At 34.6% G+C, this 21,597-nt stretch carries 15 protein-coding genes and 2 rRNA genes; 6 read left to right on the top strand and 11 right to left on the bottom strand.

The annotated features are described in order from the left end of the window. Positions 1-175: 175 nt before the first annotated feature. Positions 176-2,629: an endopeptidase La gene (gene lon / locus ASC72_RS12215; RefSeq protein WP_056191086.1), complete on the bottom strand. Its 2,454-nt coding sequence runs from the start codon at positions 2,627-2,629 to the stop codon at positions 176-178. A 273-nt stretch (positions 2,630-2,902) separates the two neighbouring features. On the opposite strand from lon, the gene ASC72_RS12210 reads away from it, so the two are divergent. The 4 genes from ASC72_RS12210 to ASC72_RS12195 all read left to right on the top strand — a co-directional run bounded on the left by ASC72_RS12210 (position 2,903) and on the right by ASC72_RS12195 (position 5,880). Further along, positions 2,903-3,457 (top strand): RNA polymerase sigma factor, encoded by a 555-nt coding sequence (locus ASC72_RS12210; RefSeq protein WP_056191084.1) that lies wholly within the window; start codon positions 2,903-2,905, stop codon positions 3,455-3,457. Between the two features lie 91 nt (positions 3,458-3,548). After that, positions 3,549-4,085, top strand: a complete 537-nt coding sequence (locus ASC72_RS12205; RefSeq protein ID WP_056191082.1) for a hypothetical protein — start codon at positions 3,549-3,551, stop codon at positions 4,083-4,085. Next, entirely contained in the window at positions 4,069-5,130 is a 1,062-nt protein-coding gene (locus ASC72_RS12200; protein WP_056191080.1) for a hypothetical protein, read from the top strand. Before ASC72_RS12205 ends, ASC72_RS12200 begins: the two co-directional genes overlap by 17 nt. Before the next feature lie 18 nt (positions 5,131-5,148). After that, complete coding sequence (locus tag ASC72_RS12195; RefSeq protein WP_056191078.1) at positions 5,149-5,880, top strand: head GIN domain-containing protein; 732 nt, start codon at positions 5,149-5,151, stop codon at positions 5,878-5,880. A gap of 93 nt (positions 5,881-5,973) precedes the next feature. Here ASC72_RS12195 and ASC72_RS12190 read toward each other — a convergent pair whose 3' ends face one another. The 6 genes from ASC72_RS12190 to ASC72_RS12165 form a co-directional block, all read right to left on the bottom strand. Then, positions 5,974-7,299: an MFS transporter gene (locus ASC72_RS12190; RefSeq protein WP_056191076.1), complete on the bottom strand. Its 1,326-nt coding sequence runs from the start codon at positions 7,297-7,299 to the stop codon at positions 5,974-5,976. Positions 7,300-7,460: 161 nt separating this feature from the next. Continuing rightward, a complete protein-coding gene (locus ASC72_RS12185; RefSeq protein WP_056191074.1) occupies positions 7,461-8,270 on the bottom strand; it encodes a M48 family metallopeptidase in 810 nt (269 codons plus the stop codon). A gap of 85 nt (positions 8,271-8,355) precedes the next feature. Continuing rightward, complete coding sequence (locus ASC72_RS12180) at positions 8,356-10,755, bottom strand: glycoside hydrolase family 31 protein (protein ID WP_056191072.1); 2,400 nt, start codon at positions 10,753-10,755, stop codon at positions 8,356-8,358. Between the two features lie 202 nt (positions 10,756-10,957). Next, complete coding sequence (gene glgB / locus ASC72_RS12175) at positions 10,958-12,862, bottom strand: 1,4-alpha-glucan branching protein GlgB (RefSeq protein ID WP_056191070.1); 1,905 nt, start codon at positions 12,860-12,862, stop codon at positions 10,958-10,960. Between the two features lie 36 nt (positions 12,863-12,898). Then, entirely contained in the window at positions 12,899-14,179 is a 1,281-nt protein-coding gene (locus ASC72_RS12170) for a glucose-1-phosphate adenylyltransferase (protein ID WP_056191923.1), read from the bottom strand. Next, complete coding sequence (locus ASC72_RS12165; RefSeq protein WP_056191069.1) at positions 14,169-15,596, bottom strand: glycogen synthase; 1,428 nt, start codon at positions 15,594-15,596, stop codon at positions 14,169-14,171. The genes ASC72_RS12170 and ASC72_RS12165 overlap by 11 nt, the downstream gene beginning before the upstream one ends. Before the next feature lie 99 nt (positions 15,597-15,695). Here ASC72_RS12165 and ASC72_RS12160 point away from each other — a divergent pair, with 99 nt between their 5' ends. Together ASC72_RS12160 and nth are read left to right on the top strand one after the other, a co-directional pair. After that, the gene (locus ASC72_RS12160) at positions 15,696-16,562 is read left to right on the top strand and encodes an alpha/beta fold hydrolase (protein WP_056191067.1); all 867 of its coding nucleotides are present in this window, start codon (positions 15,696-15,698) and stop codon (positions 16,560-16,562) included. A 44-nt stretch (positions 16,563-16,606) separates the two neighbouring features. Further along, positions 16,607-17,251 carry an endonuclease III gene (nth, locus tag ASC72_RS12155; protein ID WP_056191065.1) on the top strand — a complete coding sequence of 215 codons (645 nt, stop codon included), beginning with the start codon at positions 16,607-16,609 and terminating at the stop codon, positions 17,249-17,251. A gap of 4 nt (positions 17,252-17,255) precedes the next feature. Here the strand turns inward: nth and ASC72_RS12150 are convergent, their stop codons facing one another. The 4 genes from ASC72_RS12150 to ASC72_RS12135 form a co-directional block, all read right to left on the bottom strand. Then, positions 17,256-17,690 (bottom strand): 3-methyl-2-oxobutanoate hydroxymethyltransferase, encoded by a 435-nt coding sequence (locus ASC72_RS12150; RefSeq protein ID WP_056191063.1) that lies wholly within the window; start codon positions 17,688-17,690, stop codon positions 17,256-17,258. 18 nt (positions 17,691-17,708) lie between these two features. Continuing rightward, positions 17,709-18,161: a DUF1569 domain-containing protein gene (locus tag ASC72_RS12145; RefSeq protein WP_056191921.1), complete on the bottom strand. Its 453-nt coding sequence runs from the start codon at positions 18,159-18,161 to the stop codon at positions 17,709-17,711. Between the two features lie 180 nt (positions 18,162-18,341). Beyond that, positions 18,342-18,451: ribosomal RNA gene (gene rrf, locus ASC72_RS12140) — 5S ribosomal RNA — on the bottom strand. A 250-nt stretch (positions 18,452-18,701) separates the two neighbouring features. Then, a 23S ribosomal RNA gene (locus ASC72_RS12135) occupies positions 18,702-21,587 on the bottom strand. Between the last annotated feature and the right edge of the window lie 10 nt (positions 21,588-21,597).

The following is a 21,597-nucleotide window of genomic DNA, read 5'->3' as shown; positions in this document are numbered from 1 at the left end:
TATAACTATCTAAAAATCAATTATTTTTCCAAGTTTTTAAAATTCAAAACCTGTCCTTCCTGTAAAAAAAATCTAAATTACAGAAATATACTCTCGTAGAAAATTACAATAAAAAAAATCCAAATTCCAAAACTGAGCTATCAGATTGGAATTTGGAATTTTAAATATTGGAATTTTACTTTAAAGTTTTTGCATTTTTAGCATTTTGATCTGTCAAAGCCAAAGCTAAAACTTCGCTCATTTCTTTAACATAATGAAAAGTAAGTCCTTCTAAATATTCAGCTTTAATTTCATCTATATCACTTTTGTTTTCGTGACATAAAATGATTTCCTTAATATTAGCTCTTTTAGCAGCAAGGATTTTCTCTTTAATACCACCAACAGGCAATACTTTTCCACGAAGTGTAATTTCGCCTGTCATAGCAAGGCTTTTCTTTACTTTCTTTTGTGTCAGTAATGAAACTAAAGAAGTTAGCATAGCAATACCAGCACTTGGTCCATCTTTTGGAGTTGCTCCTTCCGGAACGTGCAAATGGATATTATACTTTTGAAACAATTCTATACTTAAACCTAATTTTTTGGCATTCGCTTTAATATATTCCAAAGCAATTGTCGCCGATTCTTTCATGACATTCCCTAGATTTCCGGTAATGGTCAAAGAACCTTTCCCTTCAGAAATTAAAGATTCTATAAAAAGAATATCTCCTCCAACGCTTGTCCAGGCAAGACCTGTAACTACTCCTGCAACATCATTATTTTCGTATTTATCGCGCTCTAATCTCGGTACACCTAAAACAGTTATGATATCTTCGTCTGTAACTTTTTTATTGTATTCTTCTTCCATTGCAACTGCTTTGGCAGCATTACGAATAACCTGAGCAATTTTAGTTTCTAAGTTACGAACGCCGGATTCACGCGTATAACCTTCAACTATTTTTTCTAATTGTTTTTTACCAATTGTCAAATCTTTCGAAGTTAATCCGTGTGCTTCTAATTGTTTCGGAAAAAGATGTCTCTTGGCGATTTCAACTTTTTCTTCAATAGTATAACCTGACATTTTGATGACTTCCATTCTGTCACGCAATGCCGGCTGAATTGTTGCCATATTATTAGAAGTCGCAATAAACATCACTTTAGAAAGATCAAATCCCATTTCAAGGAAATTATCATAAAAAGCATTATTTTGCTCCGGATCTAAAACTTCTAACAAAGCTGAAGACGGATCTCCACTATTTCCGCTTGATAATTTATCAATTTCATCTAAAATAAAAACAGGATTTGAAGTTCCGGCTTTCTTTAAACTTTGAATAATTCGGCCTGGCATGGCACCGATATACGTTTTTCTGTGTCCGCGAATTTCTGCTTCATCACGTAATCCTCCTAAAGAAATACGTACATATTCACGACCAAGAGCTTCTGCCACTGAACGACCAATAGAAGTTTTACCAACTCCCGGAGGTCCCGTCAAACAAATAATTGGCGATTTCATATCGTTACGAAGTTTCAATACAGCCAAGTGTTCGATCATTCTTTTCTTTACTTCTTCAAGTCCAAAATGATCTTTATCTAAAATTTTCTGAGCATGTTTTAAGTCGAATTTATCTTTAGAATATTCACCCCAAGGCAATTCTAAAAACAACTCTAAATAGTTACGCTGAATTCCAAAATCTGGAGATTGCGGATTCATTCTACGCATTTTAGACAATTCTTTTTCGAAATGTTTTTGCGTTTTTTCATCCCATTTTTTGGTTTTCGCCTTCTGCCCCATTTCATCCATTTCTTCTTCCTGCGAAACACCTCCCAATTCTTCCTGAATGGTTTTCATTTGCTGGTGCAAGAAATATTCACGTTGTTGCTGATCTAAATCAAAACGAACTTTTGATTGAATATCATTCTTCAATTCTAATTTTTGAAGTTCAACATTCATGTAACGTAACGTCTCTAACGCACGTTCTTTTAATCCATTTATCGATAATAAGCCTTGTTTTTCTTTTACCGATAAATTCATATTAGAAGAAACAAAATTGATTAAAAACGACTGGCTTTCAATGTTTTTAATCGCAAAAGTCGCTTCTGAAGGAATATTTGGACTTTCCTTTATAATTTGAATAGCCAATTCTTTTACAGAATCTAAAATAGCGGTAAACTCAGTATCATTTTCATCAGGACGATCTTCTGCAACTTCTTTAATTGTTGCAGTTATATAAGGTTCTTCAGAAACAACTTCGTCAATCTCGAAACGTTTTTTTCCTTGTAAAATTACCGTAACGTTTCCGTCAGGCATTTTTAAAACGCGAAGAATTCTGGCAACTGTTCCAATTTTATGAATATCATCTTTAGACGGATCTTCGTCTTCTTCATTAATTTGAGAAACAACACCAATAATTTTTCCGCCGGCATTGGCATCATTTATTAGCTTGATAGATTTATCCCTTCCTGCTGAAATTGGAATAACAACTCCCGGAAATAAAACAGTGTTACGCAAAGGCAAAATAGGTAACGAAAGCGGAAGCTCTTCGTTATTCATTTCCTCTTCGTCTTCTGGAGTTAATAATGGAATTAATTCTGCTTCTGAATCAAATTCTTGAAGTGACAGATTGTCAATAGTAAGTATTTTATGGTTTGACATAATAATATATAAGTCGTTTTGTCATTAAAAGTTAAATCCAAATTGCAAATGTACCCCTAAATACTCTCGGTTTTAATAAAACCATAATAAGTGTTTCATTTACAACATAGGCGGTAAAAATAGACAATCATTATGCCAAATGCAAAAGAGTCAGTTTTGAAATTCAATTTTAAATGGCAAATCTAATTATTTCAAAAAAAATAAAATTAATTTTATGAAAAGTGTAACATATCAAAAAAAGCAAAGTCCTTATATAAAACTAGCAACCATTACTTGAGTATAACTAATCAAAATATCGAAGAATTAATCACGCTTTGTAAAAACAATAATCAAAAGGCACAATTTGAAGTTTACAATCGTTACAGTAAAGCTATGTACAACGTAGCATACAGGATTGTAAAAGACGAACATTTTGCACAAGACGTCATGCAGGAAGGTTTCTTGAAAGCTTTTACAAAAATAAACGATTACAAACAGGAGGTCGCTTTTGGAGCGTGGCTGAAAAAAATCATTGTCAATTATAGTATTGATTTTTATAAAAAGAATAATGCTTTTCAGGTCGAAGATCTAAGCAAGACGCTTTATAAAATCGAAGAAAATAACAGTTTTTATTCTGAAAACATTGATTTGAATTCACTTAAAGTAAAACAGGTTTTAGATACCATTTTAGGCCTAAAAGATAATTATCGAATGGTATTGACACTCTTTTATATTGAAGGTTACGATCAGGAAGAGATTAGCGAAATTTTGAATATTAGTTATGCCAATTGCAGAACAACATTGAGCAGAGCTAAAGAAAGCTTAAGAAAAAAATTAGAGGAATTATGAAATCGCCACTTACAACAATTTTGTGGCAACAAAAACAAATTAACAAAAGGCGATACCATATATCACCTCTAAAAAATAAAAATTTGGATATATGAAAAAGGAAAATGACGATTTAGATCAATTATTTAACAAGTTTGAGAATCATTGGGATGTACAGGAAATGAATTCTGATCATCAGGTAGATTTTTTGAATAAATTAAGTAAAAAACAGCCAAAGAAAAAAAATTACTGGTTTGTAACTGCTATTGCGGCTTCAATTGTCTTAATGTTAGGGATTTCAGTTTTTTATAAAAATGAGAAACCGAAGGAATTCAAATTTGCCTCTAAGGAAACACAACGAACAGATTCAATTTTTAGCATTTTAATCGATAACGAGCTAGTAAAATTAAAAGAAAAAAGTTCGCCTCAAAACGAACAAATTATTAACGACGCATTAAAACAAATGAAAGTTTTTGATGCTGATTACCAAAAAATTATTAATGAACTGCAAAAAAATGGTGAAAATAAACAAATCATTTATGCCATGATCAGCAATCTGCAGACGCGTATCTCTTTTTTGCAAACTGTTCTAAAAAGAATTGAAGAAAACGAAAATCTAAAAAACACTACCGATGAAAAAACATTATAAAATACTAATTCTATTCATCTTAATTCCTTTTCTGGGATTTTCAAATGATGACAGCTTTATTTCAAAACAAAAAAGTATCAAAAAAACCTTTATCGTCAATTCGAATGCCGGAATTGATGTTGACAATAAATACGGAAGTATTTCAGTATCAACCTGGGATGAAGATAAAATTGATATTGATATTTCTATAAAAGTTACCGGGCCTAATGAAAACTGGGTAAACGAAAGACTAAATAGTATTGATGTTGATATTACAGCATTGAAATCTATGGTTACCGCTGTGACAAAACTGGGTAGTTCTTCTCTAAAAAGCAAAGGAAGCAACAATAGTTTTGAGATTAATTATGTGATAAAAATTCCAAAAAATGGAACTGTAAAATTGATGAATAAATACGGAAATATTACCATTCTTACCTTAGATGGAGCTTCAGATATTACCTGTAAATATGGAAAAGTTACAGCAGGTAAATTAAATAATACAAATAATAGATTCCAAATTGAGTATTGTCAAAATTCTACGATTGATTATATTAAAAATGGCACTATTGAAGCTCGTTATTCAGGATTAAAAATAAATGATTCAGGTAACTTAAATCTAGATACTAATTATACTGATTTAGTTGTTGCTGACGGACAAAACATCAAATATGACTGTAATTATGGAACTTTAAAATTTCAGAAAATAAATTCGTTTTCAGGATCTGGAAATTATCTTACCATTTCTATTGCCGAAATTTCAAACAATGTAAATGTAGACGCCACGTACAGCAAAATAAATATTTCTACTATAACTAGTAAAGCAAATAATATAAACATCAATACTGGTTATACCGATGTTTCATTGGGATATGATACAAATTATGCTTTTGATTTTGATATTAATACAAAATATGGAAACATAAAAAGTGATAATTCTTTAGATGTTTCAGTAACCGAAAGTAAAAACGCTTCTAAAAGAATCAGTGGTTTCAATAAGAAAAAAGGCCAAAATAAAATCTTAATAAATTCAAATTACGGAAACGTAACCTTAATCAAAAAACAATAATCTTAAAAATTTAAAGCAATGAAAAAATTAATACAATTAGTAGTTTGTGGCGCATTTCTAGTAAGTTTTCTTTCAAATGCACAATCTTCAAATACTAAAGTTGAAGGAAATGGAAACGTTGTTACCCAAACAAGAAACACAGGTGCTTATGATGCAATAAAAGTTGCCGGACCATTTAATGTTGATCTGGTTGCAGGAAAAGAAGGTAAAATCACGGTAAAAGGTGAAGAAAATATTTTGGATGTTATTATCGTTGAAGTAGAAGATAATACACTTAAAATTCAGGTAAAGAAAAATACTAATATCCGTTCCATCTCTGGCAAAAAAATTGAGATTACGGTTCCTTTTGAAAAAATATCCGAATTAAGTCTATCAGGTTCTGGAGATATTACCTCAAAAGACAGTATCAAGAATGATAAATTCACAGCAAGATTATCAGGTTCAGGAAACTTTACTTTAGCAGTAGATTCAAATACTTTAGATCTAAATTTAAGCGGTTCAGGAAATGTTCATTTAAAAGGAAGCGCTGATAACTTCACCACAAAACTTTCGGGTTCTGGTGATATTGATGCAGCTAATTTAAAATCTAAAATTGTAGACGTTAATGTTTCAGGTTCAGGAAACAGTAAAGTTAATTGTAACGAAAGCTTAACAGCAAGAGTTTCAGGATCAGGTGATATTAAATACACCGGAAATCCAGAAAAACGAGATGTAAAAGTTTCTGGTTCCGGAAAAATTTCAAAAGTATAATTATTTGTAAAAGATAAATTTCCGTAAACAATGAGATTAAGAATATCATCAATCAAATAAATCACTTTTAAATAATCTATCAAAGGCGCTTTATTAATTTACAGCGCCTTTTTTATGAACTCGTCTCAAAAGAAAAATGGCGGTAACAAAAAAGATTCCTAAAATCACAATTGCTGCACGCGGACTTCCTGTAATTTGATCGATAACTCCATATATACACATTCCGATTACAATTCCGATTTTCTCTGCAACATCATAAAAACTAAAAAATGAAGCTGTATCTTTTGTTTCAGGTAATAATTTTGAATAAGTTGAACGCGAAAGTGCCTGAATTCCTCCCATTACAAATCCGGCAATGGTAGCCATTACATAAAAATGCATTGGTAATGTTATAAAAAATGCCAAAGCACAAAACACTGCCCAAATTATATTAATCACAATTAAAGTTGGAATATTACCAAATTTAGCAGAAGCTCTTGAAGTTAAAAAAGCACCAACAACCGCTACCAATTGTATAATTAAAATACAGATAATCAAACCAATTGTACCTTCTTCTTTCGAGGACCATTGAATTTCCTGTGCTCCAAAATAAGTTGCGACAAGCATAACGGTCTGAACCGCCATACTAGAAACAAAAAATCCTCCTAAGTATCTTTTTAAAGGAATATTTTCCTGTAATAAAGCCCAAACTTTTTTTAATTCTTTAAAACCATTAAAAATGACATCATTCGTTAATTTTTGACCATTTTCTTTGCTTCCTTTTGGTAAATAGTAATAAGTATATTGACTAAAAAGAACCCACCACACCCCAACCATAACAAACGAATAACGCATAGCCTTCATGGCAGCTTCACCCTCTGTTCCGGTAATTCCAAAAAGTTTTGGCTTCATGATCATGGCTAAGTTAATAATCAATAAAATTACACTTCCGATGTATCCTAACGAATATCCTTTGGCGCTAATTTTATCTTGTTGTTCTTCAAAAGCAATATCTGGCAAATAAGAATTATAGAACACCAAACTTCCCCAATATCCGATCAATCCCAGGAAATAAAATATTAATCCTACATAAATATTATCAAGATCAAACCAATACAATCCCATACAGGATAACGCTCCCAGATAACAGAAAAATTTCATGAATGATTTTTTATTCCCCACATAATCCGCGATTCCGGACAACAGTGGCGACATAAATGAAACCAGTAAAAATGCAGCTGCGGTTGTAAAACTGATTAAAGCTGAATTCTTTAGATGCAGACCAAAAACATCTATATAATGATTGTCTTTTGGAAATAAGGCATCGTAAAAAATGGGAAATACCGCAGAAGCAATCGTAAGCGTATAAACTGAATTGGCCCAATCATAAAAGGCCCAGGCATTTAATAATTTTTTATCTCCTTTTTGTAGGTTGTTCATAGAAATGGTTTTGTTAATGCGCTACGAATTTATCTAATTTTTATGATAATCAAATAGATTTTTGTCTAATTCGTGTATTAATAAATTATAAACAATTTAAAATTTTGCATAAAAAAAAGCCACTCTAAAAAAGAATGACTTTAAATATTATAAAACTGAATTTATCTGATTGTACCTACTTTAAGAGCAGTTGCTTTTGCTTCTGGTATTAATTTTTTAAGATTAGCAATTCTGGTAGCGTCTGAAGGGTGCGTGCTCATAAATTCCGGTGTTCCGGCTCCACCGGATTTCGCTGACATCCTGCTCCAAAAAGCAATGGCATCATCAGGATTGTAACCTGCAATTGCCATTAGTGTCAAACCAATTTTATCTGCCTCGCTTTCATTGCTTCTGCTAAAAGGAAGCATTACTCCCACTTCAGAACCAACTCCGTAAGCTTGTGAAAATATTTGTCTGGTAGATGCTGATTTGTTACTCGTTGCTGCATCTAAAGCAACTCCTCCTATTTGCTGCAATTGTGCCGCAGACATTCTTTGTGCCCCGTGATTAGCCAATGCATGTGAAACTTCATGTCCCATAACTGTTGCTAATCCAGCTTCGTCCTGGGTAACCGGTAAAATCCCCGAATACACTACGATTTTTCCACCAGGCATACACCAGGCATTTACTTCTTTATTATCTACCAATTTATATTCCCAACGATAATCTTTTAAATATTGTGTTTGTCCTAAATAAGTTAAATATTTTTCGGCAGCAGTTTTAATTCTTATACCTACTGTTTCAACTCTTTTGGCATCAGGAGTTCCTGTTATAACCTTATTTTCAGAGATAAATGCATTATACTGCTGAAAAGAAGTTGGAAATAATTCACTGTTTGAAACAAAATTTAAATTTTGTTTTCCTGTAATTGGATTGGTTGCACAGCCAATTAAAACAGCTATACAAATTCCTAATATTAGATGTTTTTTCATGATTTTTGATATTTTACTACACAAAAATACAATTAATATTAACTTTTTATTTTATATAATTTTCTGTAAACGTATTAGAATTTACTTATTCGCCTATAATATGAAGTTCATTAAACTCTTTATCAACGATTAAGAAATTATTTTCATCAAAAGCAATTTTATCAAATGCTACATTTTCATTGTCAATTTCAATTTCAGTCACTTTAAAAGGCAAACCAATTAAGTTGATTTTATATTTGCTATACGGCGTATCGTATTTTCCTTCTTTATGTAATTGAATAATTAATTCCTTTTCTTTTCCGATAGTTCTAAAAGATAAGTAACTGTAACGGCCTTTTTTATAATCATAACCGTCTTGTGCATCTTCATATACAAATGATTGTTCTTTTCCAATTTTGAAGTACAAATCAAGGGTTAATTCATCAAATTCAATTTCTCCAACATATTGCTGAACCGGATATTTTGGAATAATTGCACCTGCTTTTACAAAAACCGGAATTTCATCAAATTTGGTATCAACCCAAACTTCTCTCCCTCCTATTGAAAATTCATTTGTCCAATAGTTATACCATTCTCCTCGTGGAATATACATACGTCTACCTACAGCATTAGGTTCAAGAATTGGGCAAACTAAAATTTGATTTCCAAAGATAAATTCATCATTGCGATAATGAGTTTGAATATCTTCCTGATCATAGTATACAAGAGGCTTTAACATGGGCACACCCTCTTCAATATACTGCCAGAACATGGTATACAAATAAGGCAATAATTGATAACGAAGGCTGACAAATTTTCTGGTAATATTAATAACTTCTTCATCAAAAGCCCAAGGCTCCTGATTGCCGTGGTCGCCTGAAGAATGTGTTCTGCAAAAAGGATGAAAAACACCTAACTGAATCCAACGTGCATACAATTCACCTGTTGGCTGTTCTGCAAAACCTCCAATATCAGAACCCGTAAATCCCATTCCTGAAATACACATACGCTGAACCTGAATATTGGCAATCCATAAATGTTCCCAGGTTGCCACATTATCACCTGTCCACGATGAAGTATAACGTTGTGCACCTGAATAGGCAGATCTCGTAATCACAAAAGGACGTTTAGGATATGCAAAACGCTTTACACCGTGATAGGTAGCTCTTGCCATTTGTGTACCGTAAATATTATGCGCTTTCCTATGACTGCAAGGATTTCCGTCATAAGAGTGACGAACATCCATCGGGAAAGTTTTATTAGGAACCTCCATAACAGCAGGTTCGTTCATATCATTCCAAACTCCTTTTACACCAATGTCTGAAATTAATTCTTTAAATAATCCTGCCCACCATTCTCTGACTACGGGATTTGTATAATCTGGAAAATTACATTCTCCTGGCCAAACTTTTCCTTTCATATAAGGTCCGTCGGCTCTTTTACAGAAGTAATCTTTTTCTAGAGCTTCCTGGTAAACCCAATAATCTTTATCAATTTTAATTCCGGGATCGATAATGACAACGGTTTTAAATCCATCTTCGGCTAATTCAGCCACCATTTTTTTTGGATCAGGAAAATATTCCTTATTCCATGTAAAACATCGAAAACCTTCCATATAATCAATGTCCAAATAAATGGCATCACACGGAATTTTAAGTTCTCTAAATTTTGAGGTGATTTCTTTTACTTTACTTTCCGGATAATAACTCCATTTACATTGGTGATATCCTAAAACCCATAGTGGCGGTAATTCAGGCTTACCTGTTAAATCTGTATAAGTTGTTACAACATCCTGCATTTGTGGACCGTAAATGAAATAATAATTCATTTCACCGCCTTCAGCCCAAAAGCTGGCAACGTTTCTTCTCTCCTGACAAAAATCAAAAAAGGTTCTAAAAGTATTATCAAAGAAAATCCCGTATGATTGTTTGTTATGTAAACCGATATAAAACGGAACTACTTTATACAAAGGTTCCTGATCTTTTTGATAAGCATATTGATCTGTGGCAAAATTCTCCAATCTTTTGCCTTTTAAATTCATTTGCGTGGCTTTATCTCCAAGACCGTAAAAGCATTCTCCATCTTTAGAAGATTTACTCATTTTTACGATATTCCCACCATACTCGTAACTTTCTTCCCAATGAAAGCCAAGTTCATCCTCAAGAATTAAAAGATCATTTAAATCGTAAATCGACAAACGAAGATCTGCTTTCTGAATTTTACATTTTACTTTGCTGGTTCTAATCAAAAAATAAGTTTCTTCTTCAGTAAGTTCTAAAAAATTATAACCATGAAGCTGTGTTTTATCAATTGCATACGAAAAGTCATTGCTAAAATATCCTTTTGTAGTAAAACGAAATCGAATTAAACTGTCTCTAAGAATAGTGACTTTTAAGATTACTTTGTTATCTGTATGAAAAAAAATAGAATCGCCCTCATGTTCATGCGAAACGATTTTTGATGGATATAAATCGCCTTTATATTCTAATGATGTATTTGTAATCATATTGCTAATGCATTAATTTATTCTAACTATATCGCTATTTCAAACATACAAAAAAACTATATAAAGCACTATGAATATGAGGTTTATTCACGAAAACGTTTTTTCTGTATGAGTAACAAATTACATCTCAAAAAATCAACAATTCGATAATATTAGAATCAAAAAATGATAAATAGGCATTCCTAAAATGAATGTAGAAATTTTAAGTAAAGGAATAAACAGTCACACTTAAAGGAGGTAAGGTTAATTCAACCGAATAATCTCTGCCATCATATGGTGAAGATTCAATTTTTATAGCTTTTGAATTTCCAACACCACTTCCTCCGTAAACCTTCGCATCACTATTAAAAATCTCTTCTAATGTACCTTTTTGAGAAATTCCGATTCTGTAGTTTTCCCGAATAACCTGAGTAAGATTACAAACTACAATTAGATTTTCATCTGAATTATTTCCTTTTCGGATATAGGATAAAACAGCATTTTGATGATCGGAATAATTAATCCATTCAAAACCTTCTCCGGTAAACTGCTTTTCGAACAATGCAGGACGAGATTTATAGAGTTGATTCAAATCTGTAATTAACTTTTTTATACCTGAATGATAATCGTACTGTAATAAATGCCAATCTAAACTTTTCTCAAAATTCCATTCATCGCTTTGACCGAATTCAGAACCCATAAACAATAATTTAGTTCCCGGATGAGTAAACATATAACCGTACAATAATCTCAAATTGGCAAATTTCTGCCATTCATCACCTGGCATTTTATTGGCAATCGATTTTTTTCCATACACGACTTCATCATGCGAAAACGGAAGCATAAAATTCTCGGTAAAAGCATATGTCATCGAAAAAGTTAAATCGTTTTGATGGTATTTGCGATAAACCGTTTCTTTTTGAAAGTATTTTAAAGTATCGTGCATCCATCCCATCATCCATTTCATTCCAAAACCTAAACCACCGGTAAAAGTAGGTCGTGAAACCATTGGAAAAGAAGTGCTTTCTTCAGCAATAGTTTGAACTCCATCAAAATTAGCATAGATTACCTCATTAAATTCTTTAAGAAAACTTATGGTATCTAAATTCTCTCTTCCTCCATAAATATTAGATTCCCACTCGCCATCTTCACGAGAATAATCCAAATATAACATTGAAGCTACGGCATCAACTCTCAAGCCATCAGCATGATAATGTTGTAACCAAAACACGGCGTTACTAATTAAAAAAGCACGTACTTCATTACGTCCGTAATTAAAAACCAGACTTTTCCAATCTGGATGATATCCTTTTCGGCGATCCGGGTGTTCGTATAAATGTGAGCCGTCAAAGAAACCTAAACCATGGGCATCATCAGGAAAATGTGATGGAACCCAGTCTAAAATCACACCAATACCAGCCTGATGTAATTTATCAACCAAAACCATAAAATCCTGCGGTTTTCCAAAACGAGAAGTAGGTGCGAAATATCCTGTCAACTGATATCCCCAGGAAGGGTCATATGGATATTCCATAATCGGCATAAATTCAACATGGGTAAAACCGGTTTCCTTTACGTAGGAAACCAAATCATCTGCCAATTCTAAATAAGTCAAAAATCGATTATGGTCCCCACGTTTCCAAGAACCTAAATGCACTTCATAAACTGAATAAGGTTTATCTAATCCATTTGTTTCCTTTCGGGATTGCATCCAGTTTTCATCCTTCCATTTATAATCTAAATCCCATACTACAGAAGCAGTATGAGGTGGTTTTTCACAATATAAAGCAAATGGATCTGCTTTCTCAGTTACAATGCCATTAATATTAGATTGAATTTTATACTTATAAAGTGCACCTTTTGTAATTTCTGGAATAAAACCTTCCCAAATTCCGGAAGAATCCCAACGAACTTGTAATTGATGTTCGTTTCCTGTCCAATAATTAAAATCACCAACGACAGCAACAGATTGTGCAGTAGGTGCCCAAATGGCAAAATAAACACCTTTTACTCCGTTAACTTCAACTAAATGTGCTCCTAATTTTTCATATAATTTGAAGTGTTTACCTGCTTTGAACAAATCAATATCAAAATCAGTAAATAGAGAATGCGTGATTACTTTAGACATATTTGGTTTTTAAGGCAATAATTAATTTTTATGCTTTTATTCAATTCTGAAATTATCCGAAAGAATTGCTCCCTTTTTAATAACTACAATACCATCTTTTATACTGTATAATTCATTAGTGAAATTATCTAAATGTTTCCCTCCGCTGATATGCACATTGTTTCCAATACGTACGTTTTTATCGACTAATGCATTTTGAATAAAACAGTTTTCACCAATTCCTACATGAATTTTATTAACACTTGCTTCGTGATTTAGTTCGTCAAGATCCTGATAAAAATCGTTGCCCATTACATAGCAGTTTTCAAGTACAGTTCCTTCTCCAATTCTAGAACGAATACCAATTACTGATCTCTTGATTTCTTTAGCATTGATAATGCATCCCTCTGAAATTAGAGATTTATTGATAATTGAATTTCTAAATTTTGATGGAGGAAGTAGTCTTGGTCGTGTAAAAATTTTATTATCATTATCAAATAAATTGAACTCTGGAATATCTGCTGTTAAACCAATATTGGCTTCAAAAAATGATTCAATATTCCCAATATCTGTCCAATATCCTTCGTACTGATAACTTAAGATTTTATGTTTCCCAACAGCTTGTGGAATAATTTCTTTTCCAAAATCCTTAGTGTGCGGGTCAGCCATTAAATCTTCCAATAATTGGCGATTAAAAATATAGATTCCCATTGAGGCCAGATATTTTTTGCCTTTCTCCTGCATTTGCTCACTTACTTCAGATTCCCATTGCGGCAATAAAGAAGCATCAGGTTTTTCAATAAAGGCTTCGATACAACTTTCATGATTAGTTTTAAGAATTCCGAATTCAGGAGCATCTTTTGCATTTACAGGTAAAGTAGCAATAGAAATTGCTGCATCAGCTGCAATGTGAGCTTCCAACATTTCGTTAAAATCCATTTGGTACAATTGATCACCGGATAAAATTAAAGCATGATCAAATTCATGTTTAAGAAAATGTGACATACATTGTCGAACAGCATCTGCAGTTCCCTGAAACCAGGTTGGATTATCAGGAGTTTGTTCTGCCGCTAAAATATCAACAAATGACTGACTGAAAATACTAAAATTAAAAGTGTTTTTGATGTGCGCATTCAAAGATGCTGAGTTAAATTGTGTCAAAACAAATATTTTAAAAATATCAGAATTGATACAATTCGAAATAGGAATATCAACTAATCTGTATTTTCCACCAATTGGCACCGCAGGTTTTGATCTCGTTTCTGTTAATGGAAACAAACGTGATCCTTGTCCTCCTCCTAAAATAATAGCAACTACATTTTTCTTTTTAAATTTCATTTTTCTCAATTATTAGGTTGTATATCTCGATGTATTCTTGGCAAACTCTTTCCCAGGAATGATCTGTTGCCATTCCTTTATTTATGATTTTATTGAAACTAATTTTATCATCATACAATTTCACGGCACGATTTATAGAATAGCAAATATCTCCAACAGAAGCCTGATCATGGCAAATTCCATTTCCGTTATCACCAAAATCAATTACGGTATCGCGCAATCCTCCGGTTCTTCTCACAATCGGAACTGTTCCATAGCGCAACGCATACATTTGGTTCAATCCACAAGGTTCAACTCTGGAAGGCATTAAAATATAATCCGAACCTGCATAAATCAAATGGGCTAATTCTTCATTATAGCCAATAAAAACATTATAATTCCCTTTATAGTCATTTCGCAATTGTACCAGCTGCTCTTCAATTATTGCATTACCTGATCCTAAAATCAAAATATTGATATTTTCAAAATTTTCAGATAAAGCTAAAGCCGATGCCTGAGGCAATAAATCGCCTCCTTTTTCTTCAAATAAACGCCCGATAAAACTAAACAATGGTTTTGTCGGATCTAATTCAAATTGTTCACAAAGCTTTTCTTTGTTTTTTTGTTTGCCAATTTCAAAAGTGTTAATCGAATAATTAGCTGTAATCATCTGATCTTTTACAGGATCCCAAACTTCAAAGTCAATTCCGTTTAAGATTCCTTTAGATTTACTTCTAACATCTTTAAACAAATCCTCTAAACCATTTGCCGCAATATTTATTTCATTCAAATAACTAGGCGAAACAGTGGTAACGGCATGCGCACATTTAACTCCAACAGCCAATGAATTAAGTGAATTATTCCATTCTAAAAATCCAACGTGGATTAAATCAAACTCAGGTAAATAATGCAATTTATCAAAACCGAACCAGCCTTGATATAAACCATTATGAATAGTGATAACAGTTCTTACGCTTCGCAAACTTTCATATTTATATCCATATTTCAACAAAAACGGGATTAATCCTGTATGATGATCATGACAATTAATCACATTTGGAACGGTTTGACGAGCGGTAATCCAATCTAAAGCCGCTATCTGAAAAGATAAAAAACGCTCTATATCATCTTCGTATCCATATACATTTGGACGATCAAATAATTCATTAATTTCTATCAGATATAGTTCATAACCCAGTTTATCACTTGTTTCTTTTAAAACGCTGAAAGGAAAATCAAAATTCCCTAGTTTTACATTTCCCCAATGAACACATTCAAAATCATTTTCTTTTTTAAATTTTGTGTCATAACCAGGAACAACAACCCGAACCTGATGACCTGCATTTGTCTGATATTTTGGTAATGCTCCGACAACATCAGCTAAACCGCCCACTTTTGCCATTGGATAACACTCTGCACTGATATGAAATATTTCCATTTTAGAAATTTATAAACATCTATTTATTGTACTACATTTATGTTTCCTAAATTTAGGAAAAAATAAACAACATTTCGCCCATATAAAAAATTTATTAATATGACAAAAAAGGAAACAAATCCTACTAAATCATTAAAAATTCCACAGGTTATAATTTTATCTGCTAAGATATCTGCCTTTATTTCAACCAAATTAGCTACATCATATGCTGCAAAACTATTTACAACTCCTGTAAGACATAAGATTCCAAAAAGAGAATTTGAAATGGAACATAAAAGTACCCAACAACTACTTTATATTCCCGCAATTAATAAAAGTGTTGTAACATACGAATATGGAAAAAACAACCGCAAAATTTTACTTGTTCACGGTTGGTCAGGAAGAGGTACACAATTATTTAGAATAGCCGATGAGCTTGTAAAATTGGGATATTCTATAATTAGTTTTGACGCCCCTGCTCATGGAAAATCGAAGGGAAAAACTACTATAATGTCTGAATTTATATATTCTATATTAGAAATTGACAAACAGTTTGGTCCTTTTGAAATTGCGATTGGCCACTCTTTAGGTGGAATGTCTGTTTTGAATGCTATTAAAGATGGTCTTCATGTAGACAAAGCAATTATAATTGGAAGCGGCGATATTGTACAAGATATTTTAGATGAATTCATTGAGAAATTGGGCTTAAAACAAGAAATCAGTGAACTTTTACGAGATCACTTTGAAAACAAATATCAGGTTAAAATGGATGATTTTTCTGCTTACAAAGCTGCTCAAAAAGTAAAAATTCCAGTTTTAGTAGTACATGATTATAATGATCCTGAAGTTCCTGTTAAGGCAGGAATTCACATTCATAAACAACTTGAAAATGGGACTTTATACTTAACAGAAGGTTTAGGACATCGAAAAATACTTGGAAATCAGAATGTAATTAAAAAAACAATAGATTTCATTAAAAGTACTTAATTTTGTGATAGCTATGGTTTTGTTTAATTCTAACTAAAAGTAAAATGGATTTATTTGGAGAAACATCAGATTGGGAAACAAAATTAAAACCCATTTTAAAAAAATATAAAGGAAAAAAGCACCCTTTAGAATATGAAAACACCTATCAATTATTAGTGATGGTAGTTTTGTCTGCGCAGGATTCTGATGCCAACATCAATAAAATTGCTCCAGCTTTATTTGAAAAATTCCCAACACTCAAAAGTTTATCCCAGGCCAATCCTGAGACATTTATACCTTATATTAGTAAAGTAAGGAATTATCCAACAAAGGCACAATGGTTGTTAGACATTGCAGCAACCATAAAAAAGGGTGAAGATATTCCCTTAAACATGAAGGATTTGACAGCTTTAAAAGGTATTGGGAGAAAGTCTGCGAATGTGATTTTAAGAGAAACCCATCAACCAGCGGAAGGTATTATTGCCGATTTGCATGTTATTCGCGTAGCGCCGAGGATTGGAATTATAAAAGAAAGTAAAGACGGAAATAAGGTTGAGAAAGATCTTATGCAGGTTTTACCAAAAAAAATTTGGTCAGAAATCGGAATGGCAATTTCATTTCATGGAAGAGAAACCTGCAGACCAAAACCTAAATGTGAGGAATGTTTAATAGCAGATTACTGTCAGTATTACCTAACAGAAGTAATATAGAATATCATTTTCTTCTTGTATCTATCAAATAGATAATTTTCCAAGTATCTTTTTCTTTAAACAAAGTAAAGGCATTTACTCCCGAATGACTCAATTTATCATTTAGATAAAACTCATAAGGAGCCCAGACATGCGACATTGTGCCATTAACTTGAATGTTATAACTCAAAATCTTCTCATGAAACTTCATAGAAGAAGGAATTGTTGCAATAGATTTATAAAATTTTCCTGCATTCTCATCTGATAACTTATTTCCCTTAACAGTACTCTCGCTAATTGATTGTAAAATCATTTTATCCGAACAGACCGATTTTATTTTAGTTGTATCTTTTTGATGAAATCCTTCAAAAAAAATCTCAATACTTTTTTGAACCTCTTGTTTTTGTGCATTGGCAAATATTCCAATAAACAACGTAACTAATATGATGTAATTCCTCATAAAGTAATAAGTTATAAATTAAACTCCAAATTGACTCAAATGATGTTCTAAATGTTTTGAAAACATATTATTCCATTCTTTAACAGTTAGTCTACCAAAAGAATGAGATTCTTTTCCTTCAAATTCTTTTTCACCTAAATTCTGCGTTTTATGAAGATAAGTAATTAACCGCGCTTTTTCAATTTCAAAATCACGGTTATCATTAATAATAAACTGAGGTGCGGTCTGATTATTTCGATGATAAGGAATCTCATTTACTACTTTATTCTTAACTAATGCTTTCAAAATAAATTTCATAAATACATTAGGCTTCGGATGAATATCATCATAAACCATTTCGTATGCAACATTACAATGAGCAAGCATTTGAGCAACAGTCATTTTACCCCAAAGTGCACGTGATTCTGATGTTAGCTTATTAATTCGATCGGCCAATTCATTACAATCCTCTGTACGAAAAATATTTTTCATTTTTGTATTTATTGAATTTTTGAACAATAGTAATAGAGCAAATATATAAAATTAAAGAGAATAATGATCCAGGAAGTTATTTCATAGAGAATAATTTGGGAGCCTTGGGATTGCAGTTAAAAAAACACAAAGTGCTATAAAACAAAAAACCCCGTTTCGATAGAAACAGGGTTTTCAAAAGAAAGGCGACGACATACTCTCCCACATAACTGCAGTACCATCTGCGCAGGCGGGCTTAACTACTCTGTTCGGGATGGGAAGAGGTGAGCCCCGCCGCAATAACCACCTTAAGAAGTTATAATTGCTTTGGGCAATCTTTTTTAATTAATAATTGATACTTAACCATTAATAATTAAAATAATATCTTAACATACTGAGATAAAGAAAAAAGTATTGCTTTAGAAAGTTTCTTCTCCCGACCGGAGTCGGGAGAAAAGGGTGTACATAAGCTTACGGATNAATATCTTAACATACTGAGATAAAGAAAAAAGTATTGCTTTAGAAAGTTTCTTCTCCCGACCGGAGTCGGGAGAAAAGGGTGTACATAAGCTTACGGATTATTAGTACTACTCGACTATGACATTACTGCCTTTACATCTATAGCCTATCAACGTGGTCATCTTCCACGATCCTTAAAAGAAATCTCATCTTGTGGTGGGTTTCGCGCTTATATGCTTTCAGCGCTTATCCCTTCCAAACGTAGCTACTCTGCGGTGCCCCTGGCGGGACAACAGATACACTAGAGGTTTGTCCAATTCGGTCCTCTCGTACTAGAATCAGATCCACTCAAATTTCTAACGCCCACAGTAGATAGAGACCGAACTGTCTCACGACGTTCTGAACCCAGCTCGCGTGCCACTTTAATGGGCGAACAGCCCAACCCTTGGGACCTTCTCCAGCCCCAGGATGTGACGAGCCGACATCGAGGTGCCAAACCCCCCCGTCGATATGAGCTCTTGGGGGAGATCAGCCTGTTATCCCCGGCGTACCTTTTATCCTTTGAGCGATGGCCCTTCCATGCGGAACCACCGGATCACTATGCTCTACTTTCGTACCTGATCGACCTGTATGTCTCTCAGTCAAGCTCCCTTATGCCATTGCACTCTACGCACGGTTACCAAGCGTACTGAGGGAACCTTTAGAAGCCTCCGTTACTCTTTTGGAGGCGACCACCCCAGTCAAACTACCCACCAAGCAATGTCCCCCACAATATGGGGTTAGGCCTCAGATAAACAAAGGGTTGTATTTCAACAATGACTCCACAACGCCTGGCGACGCCACTTCACAGTCTCCAACCTATCCTACACATCATTTATCCAAGGTCAATACTAAGCTATAGTAAAGGTGCACAGGGTCTTTTCGTCCCACTGCGGGTAAACGGCATCTTCACCGTTACTACAATTTCACCGAGCTCATGGCTGAGACAGTGTCCAGATCGTTACACCATTCGTGCAGGTCGGAACTTACCCGACAAGGAATTTCGCTACCTTAGGACCGTTATAGTTACGGCCGCCGTTTACTGGGGCTTCAATTCAATGCTTCTCCGAAGATAACATCTCCTCTTAACCTTCCAGCACCGGGCAGGTGTCAGGCCCTATACTTCATCTTACGATTTTGCAGAGCCCTGTGTTTTTGATAAACAGTCGCCTGGACCTCTTCACTGCGGCCCTGTATTGCTACAGGGCGACCCTTCTCCCGAAGTTACGGGTCTATTTTGCCTAATTCCTTAGCCATGAATCTCTCGAGCACCTTAGGATTCTCTCCTCAACTACCTGTGTCGGTTTACGGTACTGGTACTAATTACCTGAAGTTTAGAGGTTTTTCTTGGAAGCCCTTAGGCGCACTATCTCTTTGTCCGAAGACTCCGAGTACTATCGTATTTCCCCAAGACGCGTGGATTTGCCTGCGCATCTTATAGGTAGGTACTTCAACGAACTATTCCGTCAGTTCGCGGCGCTTTCATCACTCCGTCACCCCATCACAGTAATTAGTAGTACGGGAATATTAACCCGTTAGCCATCGACTGTCCCTTTCGGGTTCGCCTTAGGACCAGACTAACCCACAGCTGATTAGCATAGCTGTGGAAACCTTAGTTTTTCGGTGTGCGGGTTTCTCGCCCGCATTATCGTTACTTATGCCTACATTTTCTTTTCCAGCCAGTCCAGCATACCTTACGATACACCTTCAACCCTGCTGGAATGCTCCCCTACCACTTACAGTCAGACTGTAAATCCATAGCTTCGGTAATACGCTTATGCCCGATTATTATCCATGCTCGTCCGCTCGACTAGTGAGCTGTTACGCACTCTTTAAATGAATGGCTGCTTCCAAGCCAACATCCTAGCTGTCTGGGCAGACAAACCTCGTTCTTTCAACTTAGCGTATATTTGGGGACCTTAGCTGATGGTCTGGGTTCTTTCCCTCTCGGACTTGGACCTTAGCACCCAAGCCCTCACTGCTGAGAAACATTATATAGCATTCGGAGTTTGTCAGGAATTGGTAGGCGGTGAAGCCCCCGCATCCAATCAGTAGCTCTACCTCTATATAACTTAAATTCAGCGCTGCACCTAAATGCATTTCGGGGAGTACGAGCTATTTCCGAGTTTGATTGGCCTTTCACCCCTACCCACAGGTCATCCGAAGACTTTTCAACGTCAACCGGTTCGGACCTCCACTGTGTGTTACCACAGCTTCATCCTGCCCATGGGTAGATCACACGGTTTCGCGTCTAACACTACTGACTAAAGCGCCCTATTCAGACTCGCTTTCGCTACGGATCCGTGGCTTAACCACTTAACCTTGCCAGCAACGTTAACTCGTAGGCTCATTATGCAAAAGGCACGCCGTCACCCCACGAAAGGGCTCCGACCGCTTGTAAGCGTATGGTTTCAGGATCTATTTCACTCCGTTATTCACGGTTCTTTTCACCTTTCCCTCACGGTACTGGTTCACTATCGGTCTCTCAGGAGTATTTAGCCTTAGCGGATGGTCCCGCCAAATTCAGACAGGGTTTCACGTGCCCCGCCCTACTCAGGATACCACTATCTATTACACTTGTTACCCATACGGGACTATCACCCTCTTTGGTGTCACTTTCCAGCAACTTCCGGTTCCTTGTGCATAAAATGTCGTGGTCCTACAACCCCAACATTGCCGTAACAACATTGGTTTGGGCTAATCCGCGTTCGCTCGCCACTACTTACGGAATCACTTTTGTTTTCTTCTCCTCCGCCTACTTAGATGTTTCAGTTCAGCGGGTTTGCCCACCTATCGGTGTACTATGTCTTCAACATAGTGGGTTGCCCCATTCAGGTATCTACGGATCAATCGGTGTGTGCCCGTCCCCGTAGCTTTTCGCAGCTTATCACGCCTTTCATCGCCTCTGAGAGCCAAGGCATCCCCCATACGCCCTTATTTTGCTTATTGTACCAATCAT

It is taken from the genome of Flavobacterium sp. Root420, from assembly GCF_001427905.1.
In the GTDB taxonomy this organism is placed as follows: Bacteria; Bacteroidota; Bacteroidia; order Flavobacteriales; family Flavobacteriaceae; genus Flavobacterium.
This window is presented reverse-complemented; position numbering and strand designations above follow the sequence as displayed.

Bases quoted from the DNA above. Each gene is read 5' to 3' on its own strand.
- ASC72_RS12195 (WP_056191078.1), top strand. From the start codon at position 5,149: ATGAAAAAATTAATACAATTAGTAGTTTGTGGCGCATTTCTAGTAAGT.
- ASC72_RS12145 (WP_056191921.1), bottom strand. From the start codon at position 18,161: ATGAAAAATATTTTTCGTACAGAGGATTGTAATGAATTGGCCGATCGA.
- ASC72_RS12160 (WP_056191067.1), top strand. From the start codon at position 15,696: ATGACAAAAAAGGAAACAAATCCTACTAAATCATTAAAAATTCCACAG.
- ASC72_RS12165 (WP_056191069.1), bottom strand. From the start codon at position 15,596: ATGGAAATATTTCATATCAGTGCAGAGTGTTATCCAATGGCAAAAGTG.
- ASC72_RS12185 (WP_056191074.1), bottom strand. From the start codon at position 8,270: ATGAAAAAACATCTAATATTAGGAATTTGTATAGCTGTTTTAATTGGC.
- glgB (WP_056191070.1), bottom strand. From the start codon at position 12,862: ATGTCTAAAGTAATCACGCATTCTCTATTTACTGATTTTGATATTGAT.
- lon (WP_056191086.1), bottom strand. From the start codon at position 2,629: ATGTCAAACCATAAAATACTTACTATTGACAATCTGTCACTTCAAGAA.
- ASC72_RS12200 (WP_056191080.1), top strand. From the start codon at position 4,069: ATGAAAAAACATTATAAAATACTAATTCTATTCATCTTAATTCCTTTT.
- ASC72_RS12190 (WP_056191076.1), bottom strand. From the start codon at position 7,299: ATGAACAACCTACAAAAAGGAGATAAAAAATTATTAAATGCCTGGGCC.
- ASC72_RS12170 (WP_056191923.1), bottom strand. From the start codon at position 14,179: ATGAAATTTAAAAAGAAAAATGTAGTTGCTATTATTTTAGGAGGAGGA.
- ASC72_RS12150 (WP_056191063.1), bottom strand. From the start codon at position 17,690: ATGAGGAATTACATCATATTAGTTACGTTGTTTATTGGAATATTTGCC.
- ASC72_RS12205 (WP_056191082.1), top strand. From the start codon at position 3,549: ATGAAAAAGGAAAATGACGATTTAGATCAATTATTTAACAAGTTTGAG.
- ASC72_RS12180 (WP_056191072.1), bottom strand. From the start codon at position 10,755: ATGATTACAAATACATCATTAGAATATAAAGGCGATTTATATCCATCA.
- nth (WP_056191065.1), top strand. From the start codon at position 16,607: ATGGATTTATTTGGAGAAACATCAGATTGGGAAACAAAATTAAAACCC.